Here is a 13,359-nt window from a genome sequence, read left to right on the forward strand (position 1 = left end):
TATCATCAGGTAGCCGACATGAATCTGACTGATCTTATCGCCCGATGCGTAGCCTATGCACCGCAACTGTTAGAGGGTGCGTTCACCACGCTGATGTTATCGGGGGTGGCCGTTGTCTGCGGGTTCTTTGCCAGCATCCTGATTCATACCCTGTCCACCCACGGTTGTCGCCCGATCGTTTGGGCGACAAAGGCTTATATCAGTGTGTTTCGTGGCACACCGGTGCTCGCGCAACTGTTGGTGCTCTACTACGTGCCGTCGGCGCTGGGTTTGAGTTTTCCCGGCATCGTCGTCGCGGTCATCGGGTTGACACTGAACACAGCGGCTTATCAGTCGCAAATATTACGCGCCGGCTTCCGATCAATCCCGCAAGGGCAAATCGAAGCGGCACTGACCTTCAACCTGACGCGCCGCCAGCGACTTTGGCACATTGAAATCCCGCAGGTCGTCGCTTCGACGCTTCCGGCGCTCATCAGCGAAATGATCGACATCGTAAAGGCCTCTGCCGTGGTCTCGGTAATCGCCGTGACCGACCTGATGAGGGTCGGCCAGCAACTGTCCTCGTCTAGCTACCGACCACTGGAGGTTTATACCCTGACGGCCGTCTTCTACCTGGTCATTACCTCGTTGCTATCGCTGGCCGGGTACTGCTTCGAACAACGAATGATGCGTCGTAATGGAGCTCAAGGATGAATGTCATCAGCCCCGAAACCATGGAACTGCTGTGGCGGTATGTCAACGCTATGCTTGTGACCCTTGGGGTCAGCTTGCTTGCCGCATTCATTGGCATGGTCATTGGATTCACCCTCAACGCCTTGCGCATTTGCTATGCACGTCAGTTGAGCATTCCTTACCGATTGCTGGTGTGGCTCATACGTGGAACACCCTACTTTTCACAGCTGATGATTGTCTATTTCGGCTTGCCTGTGATTGGCCTCACCCTGAGCGCCGCGCAAGCAACGGTAGCCTCCCTAGCACTTTACTCGGCGGTCTACTTCGCGGAAATCTTCCGTTCTGGTTGGAACAGCATCGCGCCGGGTCATCTGGAAGCCGCTCAAGCCTTCGGTATTAACCGCTGGCAGTCCCTGCGTCATATCGAAATGCCCCAGGCGCTGATTTTCGCGCTGCCGCTGTTGGGCAATCAGACGGTCCTTGTCATCAAGGAAAGCGCCGTGGCGTCTGTCATCACGCTGCCCGAACTGACCATGACTACCGGAGAAATCGTGTCCTCCACCTACAACTACGTCGGCCCCTACGCACTGCTGATCCTTGGCTATTGGCTACTTGCCCAAACCATTGCGTTGGCAGTGCGCGGCTGCGCAACCTTCGTGACCTCACCGCAGAGAACCCTATGACCCTACCCATCTTGCAACTGCGTACTGTTGGCAAGTCTTATGGCGCAGCCCGCGTTCTCAAAGGTGTTGACCTGGACGTCAAGCGCGGCGAAATCGTTTCACTCATAGGTCCCTCCGGCTCCGGAAAAACCACCTTGCTGCGCTGCATCAACTTCCTGGAGGCTTATGATGAAGGTGAAGTCTGGATCAAGGGGCAGTTACTCGGTTACCACTCCAAGGGCCGCACGCCGCGGGACCGCGACAGTGAAGGCGCGATTGCCGAAGTGCGTCGTCCGGTCTCTATGGTCTTCCAACAGTTCAACCTATGGCCCCACATGACCGTGCTGGGAAATGTTGCCGCCCCTCTGGTGTTGGCCAAGAAAATCAAAAAGACCGAGGCACACCGTCTGGCAGGTCTTGCCTTGGAGCGCGTTGGCTTGGCGGCCAAGGCTGATGCCTATCCTGCGCAATTGAGTGGAGGTCAGCAGCAACGAGTCGGCATTGCCAGAGCACTGGCCATCGAACCGGAAGTTATGCTCCTCGACGAGCCCACTTCAGCGTTGGACCCAGAGTTGGTCGAAGAAGTACTCAGCGTGATTCGTGGACTTGCACACGATGGCATGACCATGGTCATGGTCACCCATGAAATGAGCTTTGCCGCGAAAATCTCAGACCATGTGGTGTTTATGGAATCCGGACGAATCGTCGAAGCCGGGCCACCCGCGCAGTTGTTTGGGAAGTCGGCCACTCCACGCATTCAACAATTTTTAAAGCCCTGGCTTGACCGCAGCCTCTCTATCTAACATATCGCACTACAATAAAAAGGCGATCCGAGATATTGGATCGCCTACAAAACGGACTATAGCTGTCTTGCCCTTAAACCGGTCCTAGGTCATCAGATTTGAAATCTTTCTAGTTGTTGTCTCAACGTGCCACCAAGCTTTGCCAGATTAGTGCTAGATGCGGCCGTCTGCTCGCTCGAGGCGGCAGACTGGTCTGAAATATCACGAACACGGGTTACACTGCGACTGATCTCTTCAGCCACTGCGCTTTGTTCTTCTCCCGCCGTCGCAATCTGTCTCACCATTTCCTGAATATTGCTAATCATTGTGGTGATGACCGTTACAGTAGCGTCTGTGTCGGATATCTGAATCACCGCTTTATCAGTAAGGCCTCGACATGCTTCCATCCGTTCAACGGCTTCCCCTGAAATGACTTGTAAGCTGGCAATGAGCGTTTCAATCTCTTGGGTGGCGCCTTGTGTATGCTTGGCCAGGTTGCGCACTTCATCAGCTACCACTGCGAAACCACGACCCGCTTCGCCAGCCCTGGCCGCTTCAATTGCAGCATTTAGAGCAAGAAGGTTGGTTTGATCAGCTACAGACTTGATTACATTAAGCACGCCGCCAATATGCTCACTCTCCTGCTTAAGTCGAAGCATAGCAGTAGCCGTGTTCGAGACCTCTGTGGCCAGATGCTCAATCTGAACTACCGCTTGCTTGGCCATTATTCCGCCTGTCTGCGCCTGTTGATCGGCTGTCGCTGCTGCATTGGCCGCACTCTCGGAATTATGCGCAACTTCCATTACAGTGGCTGCCATTTCATGAATTGCCGTAGCAACCTGATCAATTTCCAAGCGTTGTTGACTAACCCCTACACGGGTTTGCTCCGTTGCCGCTGATAGTTCCTCCGCAGAACCTGATATCACGTTGGATGAGCTATGAACCTCACTAATTAGCCTGCTGAGGTTGGATTGCATTTGGCCAAACGATGCAAGCACGCTTCCAGGTTTAGCTGCTTTAGTTTCAGCAATGGCTCGAATATCGCCGGAGGCGATTCGCTGGGCGATACCGGAAAGGATTGATGGCTCCGTTCCTAATGCTCGGTCCAGTCCGCGAGTGATTACAAGTGTAAGGGTTAATGCGATTGTTGCAGCAATGAGACTAAAAATAATCAATTGATTGCGTTGCAGTTCATACTCTTCCTGCGAATGTATTATATTGGCTAGGCTGGTCTTTTCCTCAAGCTCAATAAATTGAGTGACAATCACAATCAGTTTCTTGAGGAGTGGTTCGCAATCGTTGTTGATTTTTACAATTGCCGATTCGTTGTCCCCCTTCAGTGCTAGCTCGACAATATTTAAAGCGACAGGCCCGTATAAAGCCTCTATCTGTTGAATGTTGGAAATTAAACGTTGAGCATCGACTTTTTCTTCATTAGGCGACATGCCATCTACCGATGTGGTCAGCTCGCGTAATAATGCACCCACTCGTTGGTGCGCATTGTGTACAGTGTTTTTTTCATCGGCTCGAACGGTAGGGGAGTTTGTTATAACCAGGTTTCTTGCCGAAATAGCTCGTTGTTGAGCCGCCAGTAATAATTCTGAAGAAAGCTCTTTTCGCTTGCCGATACCATTAATGTAACTGGAAAATCGACTGTTGGAGTTGCCAAGTGAAAGAATGGAAATTGCTGAAGTCATCAGAACAAGTAAAAGCAATAAGCCAAAGCTGAGGCCCAGTTTGGCTTTTACGGAAAAGATATCTTTCATTGTCTAAAATCTGCATTGGTTTTAGTGGTGTATTTTTTCGAAAATTGTGCCTGTGTGATCAGGGAGGGTCGTTACTTTCAGTATGATCAGTTTCGACGATATTACTGAGTTTAGACATTAAAAAGACCTTGCGAAGTCTGAATTTTGATCAGTCCTCGATAATATTTATTGACGTGTCGCGAGTAATTTAGTTTTCTTTAAGCCAGTTATTTATGTGTGAATGATGTATGGGGCGCGAAAAGTAATACCCTTGGACAAAAAAACAACCTAAATTAATCAAGGTTTCCAACTCCTCGCGAGTTTCCACTCCCTCGATTATGCATTCAAGTTGCATGTCGCTACTCAAGGCAACTAGAGATTTTACGATTTTGTAGCTGGTCGGGTTTTTATTAATGCCAGTGACAAAGGTTCGATCTATTTTTATTTTAGTGAACGCTAACGAAAGTAATTGGCTGAGACTGGAGTACCCAGTGCCGAAATCGTCAAGAGCAACACCGCAACCCAACTGACAGAACCTATCAATAGTATGTTGCACTTGAACAACATCCTGCATGATAGCTGTTTCGGTTATTTCCAGGTCCAGGCGCCGGGCGTCAAAATTGCTGACCTCAATAATGTCGACTATTTGTCTGGCGACTTTTTCTGAAGCACAGTCGTGTGTGGACAAGTTAAAAGAAAGGCAAATATGGGCGGGCCAATGAGAGGCAATCATCAAGGCCTTGCCAAGCAGATGAGCGGTCAAGCGATTTATTAGGCCGATCCGCTCGGCAATCGGAATGAATTGGCCGGGAGGGACGTCACCTAGCTCTGGGCTGCTCCAACGTGCCAATGCCTCGAACGCTACAGTCCGCCGGCTACGCAAATCAATCACTGGCTGAAAAACCAGGCTGAATTCGTGCTCAATATCGACCTGGCGCAACGCCTGTTCGATCATGCCTTGTCGTATCAGTTGTTGATTATGGGAAGGTGTGAGCATAAACGTGACTCCCCGGTTACCCAACCATAGGCAATAGGAGCCGTTTTTTTCGACCTGTAATGACAAATACACGCTTGGTGCTTCCCAAGCGCTGACGGCTGCCGGGACCAAAAATCAATCGCATTTTCCTGCAGGCATAATTTTCGGCGTCCATGGGAAAATTCCTTAGCAATTCAACATCGTTCAGATAGTCAAAAAATGACTATACTGAAATTGGCTAGAAAATAATAGCAATCTAGCCTTTTTATGATCTTCCTGGGGAGGTGATTAGGTGTAAGCATTTGATTTTAAGTGATATTTCCCATGAAGCAAAATGCCACTATCAGTATAGGCAAGCGAATCAAGCACTTACGACTAGACAATAAATGTACACAGGCCGCGCTTGCTGAAGCATTGGGGTGCGAGTCGATGACAGTGAGTCGTTACGAGAGGGGCGAATACGCCCCAAGCATTGAGATGTTGGAGCGAATCGCTAACGTCCTGGGCGTGGGACTGGATGCTTTTTTCACGAACCGGGATCACGCTGAACCAACCACAGCGAACCTTCGCCACTGCCTATGCGACATTGCCTATCAGGCTGATGAAACGTCGCTGAAGGAAATTCTTGGCGCCGCAAAAAGGATCCTGAAAAATCGAATGCAATAGACGTACTCGGTTCAATTCACCTAATAGCGAATACGCTCTTTTCAAGTTTGATCTTGGCAGGTGTGATAGATGTCATTAATTTGCAAAGCAAAGAGCAATTGTTTCAACGAACAGAATTTGCATTGACGAGGAAGGAACTTACAAAATCCACCGAAGCCCAGCATAAGCAAGCCAAGGCTTTATTGGGCTCCCCTGCGAGAGTCGTCTGGTCTCTCCGTCAGGTAAATCGCTAAATACATCCGACTACCGCGCCAGACGAGCCAAAAGACTGTCGATAAATACCGTTTCCGCCCGACTCATCTTCTGCTCCCGGTGCCACAGCACATGGATATCCACATCCGCGATCCCCTCATCCGGCGGCAAGCGCCAGAGCAGTCCGTTCTGCACATCCTCCGCCACCACATGAATCGGCAGGCAACCCAGGCCAAACCCGGCAATCACCAGGCGGCGCACTTCTTCGAGGCTGGATGACGACGCCACGATCCGCCCGCTGAAGCCCTGTTGGTCACGGAATATCGTCAATGGCGAGAGCATTCCGCCGATCTGGTCACTGGTAAAACTGACGAAGTTCTCCGACTGCAAATCCCCTTCGGCCAAACCGCGACGCCCGAACAGTGGGTGGTGTTTTCCGCAGAAAAAACCATAGCGTTGGTGCAGGAACAGATGCTGTTCCAGGCGCGGCTGTGGTCGGCGGTTGAGGCTCAGGCCCAGGGTGGCGGTTTTTTCCAGCAGGGCAGCGACGATGTCGGAGCTGCGCATCACCTCAACGTCTAGCTCGACCCGCGGATGTTCGCGGTGAAAGTCGGCCAGAAAGTCATCGAAAGTGTCGGAGTTGATGCGGCTGATCATCAGTAGGCGCACCTTGCCAATCACTTCATCACCGGGTTTTTGCAGGGCGTTGCTCATCTGCGAGACCTGGCCATACATCTCGCCGGCGATGGCGAAGATCTGTTCGCCGGCCTCGGTCAGTACGAAGCGCGGGCCACGGCGCGCGATGAGTTGGCAGTCGAGTTGCTCTTCCAGGCGTTTGAGGGCCTGGCTGATGGCTGGCTGGGTCAAGTGCAGGCGCGCGGCAGCGCGGCTGATGCTCAGTTCCTGGCCAATGACGCGGAAGGTGCGCAGCAGGTTCCAGTCCAGGCGGTCGTTGAGCAACGGATGAATATTGCGGCGGGTTTCGGGCATGGTGCGGCTCAATAATAAGCAGGATTTATAATTGGAATAATAAATAGAAAATTGACTAATTATAGAGCCGCGACGATAAATCACCCTCAACAAGCGCCATCAGAGCGCATGCGTTCGACCTTTCTCCTGCCAAAAAAATAACCAAAGGAGCCAGCCCCATGAAGCCTTCCGCTTCGCCCCAGCCTCGCCGCGCTGCGGCCGCCGCGTTCATCGGCACGATGATCGAGTGGTACGACTTTTACATCTACGCCACCGCCGCCGCGCTGGTGTTCGGTCAGCTGTTTTTCCCTTCCGAAGATAAATTGTTCAGCACCATGGCTGCGTTCGGCACCTTTGCCGTGGGTTTTTTCGCGCGACCGTTGGGCGGCATAGTGTTCGGGCATATCGGCGATCGGATCGGGCGCAAGAAGTCGCTGGTGATCACGCTGGTCATGATGGGCGTGGTCACCGTGTGCATCGGGCTGTTGCCGACCTACGCGCAGATCGGCGTCGCGGCGCCGGTCCTGCTGGTCTTGTTGCGCATCGTGCAGGGCATTGCTGTCGGTGGCGAGTGGGGTGGGGCGGTGTTGATGGCCGGCGAGCATGCGCCAAAGGGGCGGCGTAACTTCTTTGCCTCCTTTGCCCAGTTGGGTAGCCCGGCGGGGTTGATCCTATCGCTGCTGGCGTTCAGCGCGGTGACCCGTTTGCCCGAAGAAGACCTGCTCAGTTGGGGCTGGCGCCTGCCGTTCCTGGCCAGTGCCTTGCTGTTGATCGTTGGCCTGGCGATTCGCCTGGGGGTGAACGAGTCGCCTGAGTTCCTCGAAGACAAAGCCTTGGCCGAAAAGGCGCGGGTGCTCAAGCCGGACCAGGCCCCGGTGATCGAAGTACTGAAAACCGCCTGGCGCCCGCTGCTGCTGTGTATCGGTGCCAATACCCTGGGCATCGCCGGCGTGTATTTCACCAACACCTTCATGATTGCCTACAGCACTCAGCAATTGGACCTACCGCGTTCGTTGATTTTGGAATGTCTGTTCGTCGTCGCCATCATCCAGTTCTGCGTGCAGCCCCTGGCGGCCTGGGTCGCGGAGAAGGTCGGCGCCACGCGTTTTCTCTGCGCGATGACAGTGTTGGCGATGGCGTCACCTTACCCAATGTTCGCGTTGGTCAGCAGCGGCCAGGCGCCGTTGATCATCCTCGGCATCGCCCTGGCGGTGGTGTGCATGGCCTCGTTTTATGCGGTGATCGCAGGCTTTGTCAGCGGCCTGTTTGAAACCCGCGTGCGCTACACCGCGATTTCCCTGGCCTATCAGGTGTGCGGTGCGCTGGCCGGTGGCCTGACGCCGTTGATCGGCACCTGGCTGGCCCACGAATACCAAGGCCAGTGGTGGCCGATGGCAGTGTTTTACAGCCTGATCGCGGCGGTCTCGCTGGTGTGCGTATTGGCCTTGTCGCGCCGCCACGCCACCGCCCACCGCCTGGAAATGGCCCCTGGCGTTTAATGGAGCGGGTGCAATGTTGAAGATTAAGGGAGAGCGTCTATGGGCCAGCCTGATGGCCATGGCCGAAGTCGGCGCGACCGCGCGCGGTGGTAGCTGCCGCCTGGCGTTGAGCGCCGAAGACCACGCCGGTCGCGAGCTGTTCAGCCACTGGTGCAAGGCCGCCGGGCTGACCCTGAGCGTGGACGCCATCGGCAACCTGTTCGCCCGGCGTGCCGGTACGGATAAGGACGCCGCGCCGGTGATGATCGGCAGTCACCTCGACACCCAGCCCGAAGGCGGGCGCTTCGACGGCGTCTACGGCGTACTGGCCGGCCTGGAGGTGATGCGCAGCCTCGACGACCACGGCATCCAAACCCGCAAGCCGCTGGAAATCGCGGTATGGACGAACGAGGAGGGCGCCCGTTTTACCCCCGCCATGCTCGGCTCCGCCGTGTTCACCGGTACGTTGGCGCTGGACCAAGCCCTGGCCACCACCGATGCCGACGGCGTCAGCGTGGCCGACGCCTTGCGCATGATCGGCTACCACGGCGAGCGTGTTTTGGGCGGGGCGGTGGATGCGTATTTCGAAGCCCACATCGAGCAAGGCCCGATCCTCGAGGACAACGCCAAGAGCATCGGCGTGGTCAGCGGCGGCCAGGCGATTCGCTGGCTCGACGTGCGGGTCGAAGGGATGGCCGCGCATGCCGGCACCACACCGATGCCGCTGCGCAAGGACGCACTGTATGGCGCCGCGAAAATGGTCCAGGCCCTGGAATGCCTCGCCACGGATTTCGCTCCCCAGGGCCTCACCACTGTCGGCGAGTTGAGCATTGCCAAGTCTTCGCGCAACACCATTCCCGGTTTGCTGACCTTCACCGTCGACCTGCGCCATCACCGCGACGCCGACATTGAGGCGATGGAGCAGCAGGTCAGGGCGCGCTTGCAGGCTATCGCGCGCAAGCGTGGCCTGAGCGTCACCATCAGCCCTCACTGGATCAGCCCGGCCACGCCATTCGATGCCGAATGCGTGGCTTGCGTGCAAGCGGCGGTGGACGCCTTGGGTTACAGCCAGCAGCCCATTGTCAGTGGCGCCGGCCATGATGCGATCCACCTTGCGCGTTATTGCCCGACGGCGATGATCTTCATTCCCTGCGTCGGCGGCCTCAGTCACAACGAAGCCGAAGATGTACTGCCCGAGGACGTGCGCCAGGGCGCCGATGTCTTACTCAACGCCGTGTTGAAACGTGCCGGCCACGCTAACTGACCACCTCATTCTGGAAGACTGAAGACGATCCGCTATGGGCGCAGGCAAGTCAGCACCCACAGGCACCGTGCTCACTCAGGAGATTCCCATGCAAACGTTTTTCCACCCCGAACAACTCCTGCATCATCCGCGCAGCTACTACTCCCGTGGTCAGATGCGCACGCCGCAGGAAGTCCCCGAGCGCGCCCGCAACCTGCTGCTGGCCGCGCAAACCCTGGGCTTTGAGATCGTGTCACCCGAGGACCAAGGTCTTGAGCCACTGCTGGCCGTACACGGCGCGTCCTACCTGGCCTTCCTACAGGAGGCTCACCTGCGCTGGAAGGAAATCCCTGAAGACTGGGGCGACGAAGTCATGTCCAACATCTTCGTGCGTGAGCCCAACGCCCTGCGCGGCATCCTCGCCCAAGCCGCACGCTACCTGGCGGATGGCAGTTGCCCGGTCGGCGAACTGACCTGGCGCTCGGCCTATTGGTCGGCCCAAAGCGCCGCCGCCGCCGCCAAGGCCGTCCTCGATGGCGCGCCCGCCGCCTACGCGTTGTGCCGCCCGCCCGGTCATCACGCGCGCTTCGATGCGGCGGGTGGCTTCTGCTACATCAACAACGCGGCAGTGGCGGCGCAGGCGTTGCGCAAAGGCTTCCAGCGCGTCGCGATCCTGGATACCGACATGCACCACGGCCAGGGCATTCAGGAGATTTTCTATGATCGCAACGACGTGCTCTACGTGTCGATCCACGGCGACCCCACCAACTTCTATCCCGCTGTCGCCGGTTTCGCCGACGAGCGCGGCAACGCGGCCGGCGAAGGCTTCAACCTGAACCTGCCGATGCCCCACGGCGCCAGCGAGGCGGTGTTCTTTGAACAACTCGAACGTGCCCTCAAAGCGCTGAAGGACTTTTCTGCGGATGTGCTGGTGCTCTCCCTGGGCTTCGACATCTACGAACTGGACCCGCAAAGCAAAGTCGCGGTGACGCGGGACGGGGTTGCGCGTTTGGGTGAGCGCATCCGCGGCCTGGGGTTGCCCTGTGTGATCGTGCAGGAGGGCGGGTATCACCTGGAGACGTTGGACAGCAATGCGCAGGCTTTCTTCGGCGGCCCGCAGGCTTGGGCGAAGTAACCGGATATGAGCCTTGCGGAGGTGTGATATCTTTATGCCATCATGTGTCGTGACGATCACGGAGGATGGTATGAAGAAGCTGTTATTGGTCGGGGTATTGGTGGTGTTGGCGTTTAGCCCGTTTATTGCGGCGGCGTGCCCGAAGGGGACGCATCCGGTTGGGGGCACGGGGTCGCATCACAAAGGTGGGACTTGTCAGTAGTTGATGGCTCGACAAGGCGTGTGAAGTCGCGGTTCGAGCGTCAACCCCGTGCGGGTGCGCTTGAGGGCGGTTGACCGATGCCCGCAGCGAAAAGCCTGCTGAACCGAGCGTTCTGCAGGCTTTTTCGTTTCGGATGGAGAGATCAGGTTCTTTCCCGTGCAGGGATTTTTCCGCATACGCAAATCTCCCTGTAACCCTGCATGACTGATCGCAGGCGCACGCGGGGAAATGGATGACGTCTCTAAAGTCCTGATCCTTGCGGCCGAAATGCTCTTGTATGACATCTGATCACTAATAAGAGCCTCGAAAAATGTCCTTACGTCGCCTGTCCATCGCCCGCCGCGCGGGCCTGGGTTTTGCTTTGATTGCTTTGCTTGTGGCCATACTCGGGTTTTTTGCGCTCTCGAACATGGCCAGCATTCGTGAAAGTGCGGTCCAGGTTGAGCGCGGGCTGGTGCCTAAAATGCGTCTGGTCTCGGATATCCGCGAGATCATGTTGCGCATTCGGACCATCTCTTTGCGTATGGCGCTGGACCCGAACCCGGCAAGCATCCCGCAATACCGCAGCCAGATGGACACGCGCAGCCAGGACCTGAGCAAAAGGCTGGCCGACCTCGATGCTGTGATCGACAGCCCCGAAGTCCGCGCGTTGTATGAGCAGTTCCAGGTCTCGCTGCGCCAATACCAGCAGGGCCTGGCCCGGTCGTTTGCGCTGGCCGACCAGCAACAGGGGGCTGAGCTCAATAAGTTGCTGTTGGTGGATATGAAAACCGTGGTCGATGGCTCCGGCGCCCAGCTCAACGCATTGGCCGACTATTACAACGCGCAGATCAACCAACAAGGGCAGGCGGCCGAGGCGCAGTATGGCCGTTCGCGCACGATGGTCTTCGGCTTTGTGCTCCTGGCCGCTTTGAGTACCGTGGCGTTGGCGTGGCTGCTGACGCGCAGCATTGTCGGCCCGCTGAGTCATGCGGTGCGGGCGGCGGAAAACGTCGCCCGTGGCGATCTGACCGAAACGGTGGCGGTGACCGGCGACGACGAAGTGACCCGCCTACTCGTGGCTCTCCAAAGTATGCAAGCCAGCCTGCGCGGCACCTTGCAACTGATTCGCCAGTCGGCCGGGCAGTTGGCGTCGTCCGCGACTGACCTGAATGGCATCACCGATCAAAGCAGCCGCAGCCTGCAAAAGCAGACCGCGGAAATCGAGCAGGCCGCCACCGCCGTCAACGAGATGACCTCGGCGGCTGACGAGGTGGCGCGCAATGCGGTGTCTACCTCCGAGTCCACGCGGGTGTCCAATGAAACGGCGCGCGAAGGCCAACATCGCGTGGGCGAAACGGTCAGCGCCATTCAAGCCTTGAGCAGCAACATCGGCGAAACCTCGACCCTGGTGCAACACCTCGCCGAGCAGTCGCGGGATATCGGCAAGGTACTCGACGTGATTCGCTCCATCGCCGAGCAGACCAACCTGCTGGCCCTCAACGCTGCCATCGAAGCGGCACGGGCCGGGGAATCCGGACGCGGTTTTGCGGTCGTGGCCGACGAAGTGCGTGCCCTGGCACACCGCACCCAGCAATCGACCCTGGAAATCGACCAGATGGTCAGCGCCATGCGCGCGGGTTCCGACCACGCACTGACCTCGATGCAGTCGAGCACGGCACGCGCCACCGACACCTTGGCGTTGGCGGAAGGGGCCGGCGGTGCCTTGAGCCAGATCACCGATTCCATCGATCAGATTCACCAGCGCAATCTGGTCATCGCCAGTGCCGCCGAGGAGCAGGCCCAGGTCGCCAAGGAAGTGGATCGCAACATCGTCAACATTCGCGACTTGTCGGCGCAATCGTCTTCCGGCGCCGGGCAGATCAATGGCGCGAGTCGGGAACTGGCGCAACTGGCGGTCGCGCTGAACGAGGCGGTGGCACGCTTTCAACTGTAGTGAAGTGCGTCGAGAGTGGCGGCGCGCAGGATGGCGCTAATTCAGCGTCGGTTCTTCCACAATCTCAATATTGACCGCTTGCCACTCGCCCCCCGGCCCCCGTTCCACTTCGTAAGTGACGGTTTGCCCCTCGCGCAGCACCCGACCGCCCCGGGCGGTGCTGCTGCGAAAGAACACGTCTTGCGTATCGTGGACGGCAGTTTCGCTGCTGATGAAGATTGCAGTCTGTGGAGTCTTTCTGGACATGGCCGTTCTCCATTTTCAGTGCAATACATGGCCCAGGGTGGGCGGGGGGCGCGGTGAGTCGCAGGCTTATCAGCTGATCAATTGGACTTTGTCCGCCTGCATGCCTTTTTCCCCTTTTACCGTTTCGAAGCTGACTTTCTGCCCTTCTTTCAATGATTTGAATCCAGTGCCCTCAATCGCCCTGAAGTGTACGAACAGGTCAGCTCCGCTATCCGGAGTGATGAACCCATAGCCTTTTTCATCGTTGAACCACTTCACCGTGCCGTTCTGTCTGTCGCTCATTGTTCGTATCCTCTAAACCCTGATGTCCTACTGCGCACCGACGCAGTGCGACATGCTTAATAAAAGCCCCGCGCCAGCCCGTCGTCAACACGGCGTTAGACCAGCGGTACTGTCATTCTTGACAGGTTCGCAGGCCGTCGAAACGCGCCATGCTGCGCAGTTTCATGCGGAAA

At 56.7% G+C, this 13,359-nt stretch carries 13 protein-coding genes and 2 pseudogenes; 9 read left to right on the plus strand and 6 right to left on the minus strand.

Annotated features, from left to right (window positions below; all coding sequences use genetic code 11):
* Positions 1–18 precede the first annotated feature (18 nt).
* The 3 genes from U5A08_RS07505 to U5A08_RS07515 are packed head-to-tail and all read left to right on the plus strand — an operon-like array spanning position 19 to position 2,137.
* A complete protein-coding gene (locus U5A08_RS07505; RefSeq protein ID WP_253394031.1) occupies positions 19–693 on the plus strand; it encodes an amino acid ABC transporter permease in 675 nt (224 codons plus the stop codon).
* Positions 690–1,355, plus strand: a complete 666-nt coding sequence (locus U5A08_RS07510) for an amino acid ABC transporter permease (RefSeq protein ID WP_253394032.1) — start codon at positions 690–692, stop codon at positions 1,353–1,355. Before U5A08_RS07505 ends, U5A08_RS07510 begins: the two co-directional genes overlap by 4 nt.
* Entirely contained in the window at positions 1,352–2,137 is a 786-nt protein-coding gene (locus U5A08_RS07515; RefSeq protein WP_301294908.1) for an amino acid ABC transporter ATP-binding protein, read from the plus strand. Before U5A08_RS07510 ends, U5A08_RS07515 begins: the two co-directional genes overlap by 4 nt.
* A gap of 92 nt (positions 2,138–2,229) precedes the next feature.
* On the opposite strand, the gene U5A08_RS29815 is transcribed toward U5A08_RS07515, so the two are convergent.
* From U5A08_RS29815 to U5A08_RS07525, 3 genes and pseudogenes are all read right to left on the minus strand, one after another.
* The gene (locus U5A08_RS29815) at positions 2,230–3,093 is read right to left on the minus strand and encodes a methyl-accepting chemotaxis protein (RefSeq protein WP_425262843.1); all 864 of its coding nucleotides are present in this window, start codon (positions 3,091–3,093) and stop codon (positions 2,230–2,232) included.
* Positions 3,094–3,354: 261 nt separating this feature from the next.
* A pseudogene (locus U5A08_RS29820) lies at positions 3,355–3,882 on the minus strand (MCP four helix bundle domain-containing protein); the annotation flags it as partial.
* A gap of 187 nt (positions 3,883–4,069) precedes the next feature.
* Positions 4,070–4,858, minus strand: coding sequence for an EAL domain-containing protein (locus U5A08_RS07525; protein ID WP_425262819.1), 789 nt, complete (start codon positions 4,856–4,858; stop codon positions 4,070–4,072).
* Positions 4,859–5,161: 303 nt separating this feature from the next.
* Here U5A08_RS07525 and U5A08_RS07530 point away from each other — a divergent pair, with 303 nt between their 5' ends.
* Complete coding sequence (locus U5A08_RS07530) at positions 5,162–5,503, plus strand: helix-turn-helix domain-containing protein (protein WP_321851039.1); 342 nt, start codon at positions 5,162–5,164, stop codon at positions 5,501–5,503.
* A 243-nt stretch (positions 5,504–5,746) separates the two neighbouring features.
* On the opposite strand, the gene U5A08_RS07535 is transcribed toward U5A08_RS07530, so the two are convergent.
* Positions 5,747–6,685 (minus strand): LysR family transcriptional regulator, encoded by a 939-nt coding sequence (locus U5A08_RS07535; protein WP_321851041.1) that lies wholly within the window; start codon positions 6,683–6,685, stop codon positions 5,747–5,749.
* A gap of 158 nt (positions 6,686–6,843) precedes the next feature.
* On the opposite strand from U5A08_RS07535, the gene U5A08_RS07540 reads away from it, so the two are divergent.
* The 5 genes and pseudogenes from U5A08_RS07540 (at position 6,844) to U5A08_RS29830 (ending at position 12,658) form a co-directional block, all read left to right on the plus strand.
* Positions 6,844–8,163, plus strand: a complete 1,320-nt coding sequence (locus tag U5A08_RS07540; protein WP_321851043.1) for an MFS transporter — start codon at positions 6,844–6,846, stop codon at positions 8,161–8,163.
* A 13-nt stretch (positions 8,164–8,176) separates the two neighbouring features.
* Positions 8,177–9,406 (plus strand): Zn-dependent hydrolase, encoded by a 1,230-nt coding sequence (locus tag U5A08_RS07545; protein ID WP_321851044.1) that lies wholly within the window; start codon positions 8,177–8,179, stop codon positions 9,404–9,406.
* 88 nt (positions 9,407–9,494) lie between these two features.
* Positions 9,495–10,520, plus strand: a complete 1,026-nt coding sequence (locus U5A08_RS07550) for a histone deacetylase family protein (protein ID WP_321851046.1) — start codon at positions 9,495–9,497, stop codon at positions 10,518–10,520.
* Between the two features lie 512 nt (positions 10,521–11,032).
* Positions 11,033–11,800: pseudogene (locus U5A08_RS29825) on the plus strand (MCP four helix bundle domain-containing protein); the annotation flags it as partial.
* Positions 11,795–12,658 carry a methyl-accepting chemotaxis protein gene (locus U5A08_RS29830; RefSeq protein WP_373423734.1) on the plus strand — a complete coding sequence of 288 codons (864 nt, stop codon included), beginning with the start codon at positions 11,795–11,797 and terminating at the stop codon, positions 12,656–12,658. The pseudogene U5A08_RS29825 and the gene U5A08_RS29830, both read left to right, overlap by 6 nt.
* 36 nt (positions 12,659–12,694) lie before the next feature.
* On the opposite strand, the gene U5A08_RS07560 is transcribed toward U5A08_RS29830, so the two are convergent.
* A complete protein-coding gene (locus tag U5A08_RS07560) occupies positions 12,695–12,904 on the minus strand; it encodes a cold-shock protein (RefSeq protein ID WP_253394042.1) in 210 nt (69 codons plus the stop codon).
* Positions 12,905–12,973: 69 nt separating this feature from the next.
* A complete protein-coding gene (locus U5A08_RS07565; protein WP_017848713.1) occupies positions 12,974–13,186 on the minus strand; it encodes a cold-shock protein in 213 nt (70 codons plus the stop codon).
* Between the last annotated feature and the right edge of the window lie 173 nt (positions 13,187–13,359).

The organism is Pseudomonas paraveronii, assembly GCF_963681955.1.
Classification (GTDB): Bacteria; Pseudomonadota; Gammaproteobacteria; order Pseudomonadales; family Pseudomonadaceae; genus Aquipseudomonas; species Aquipseudomonas paraveronii.

Bases quoted from the DNA above. Each gene is read 5' to 3' on its own strand.
- U5A08_RS29815 (WP_425262843.1), bottom strand. From the start codon at position 3,093: ATGCAATCCAACCTCAGCAGGCTAATTAGTGAGGTTCATAGCTCATCC.
- U5A08_RS07515 (WP_301294908.1), top strand. From the start codon at position 1,352: ATGACCCTACCCATCTTGCAACTGCGTACTGTTGGCAAGTCTTATGGC.
- U5A08_RS07565 (WP_017848713.1), bottom strand. From the start codon at position 13,186: ATGAGCGACAGACAGAACGGCACGGTGAAGTGGTTCAACGATGAAAAA.
- U5A08_RS07560 (WP_253394042.1), bottom strand. From the start codon at position 12,904: ATGTCCAGAAAGACTCCACAGACTGCAATCTTCATCAGCAGCGAAACT.
- U5A08_RS07525 (WP_425262819.1), bottom strand. From the start codon at position 4,858: ATGCTCACACCTTCCCATAATCAACAACTGATACGACAAGGCATGATC.
- U5A08_RS07550 (WP_321851046.1), top strand. From the start codon at position 9,495: ATGCAAACGTTTTTCCACCCCGAACAACTCCTGCATCATCCGCGCAGC.
- U5A08_RS07510 (WP_253394032.1), top strand. From the start codon at position 690: ATGAATGTCATCAGCCCCGAAACCATGGAACTGCTGTGGCGGTATGTC.
- U5A08_RS07535 (WP_321851041.1), bottom strand. From the start codon at position 6,685: ATGCCCGAAACCCGCCGCAATATTCATCCGTTGCTCAACGACCGCCTG.
- U5A08_RS07545 (WP_321851044.1), top strand. From the start codon at position 8,177: ATGTTGAAGATTAAGGGAGAGCGTCTATGGGCCAGCCTGATGGCCATG.
- U5A08_RS07540 (WP_321851043.1), top strand. From the start codon at position 6,844: ATGAAGCCTTCCGCTTCGCCCCAGCCTCGCCGCGCTGCGGCCGCCGCG.
- U5A08_RS07505 (WP_253394031.1), top strand. From the start codon at position 19: ATGAATCTGACTGATCTTATCGCCCGATGCGTAGCCTATGCACCGCAA.
- U5A08_RS07530 (WP_321851039.1), top strand. From the start codon at position 5,162: ATGAAGCAAAATGCCACTATCAGTATAGGCAAGCGAATCAAGCACTTA.
- U5A08_RS29830 (WP_373423734.1), top strand. From the start codon at position 11,795: ATGCAAGCCAGCCTGCGCGGCACCTTGCAACTGATTCGCCAGTCGGCC.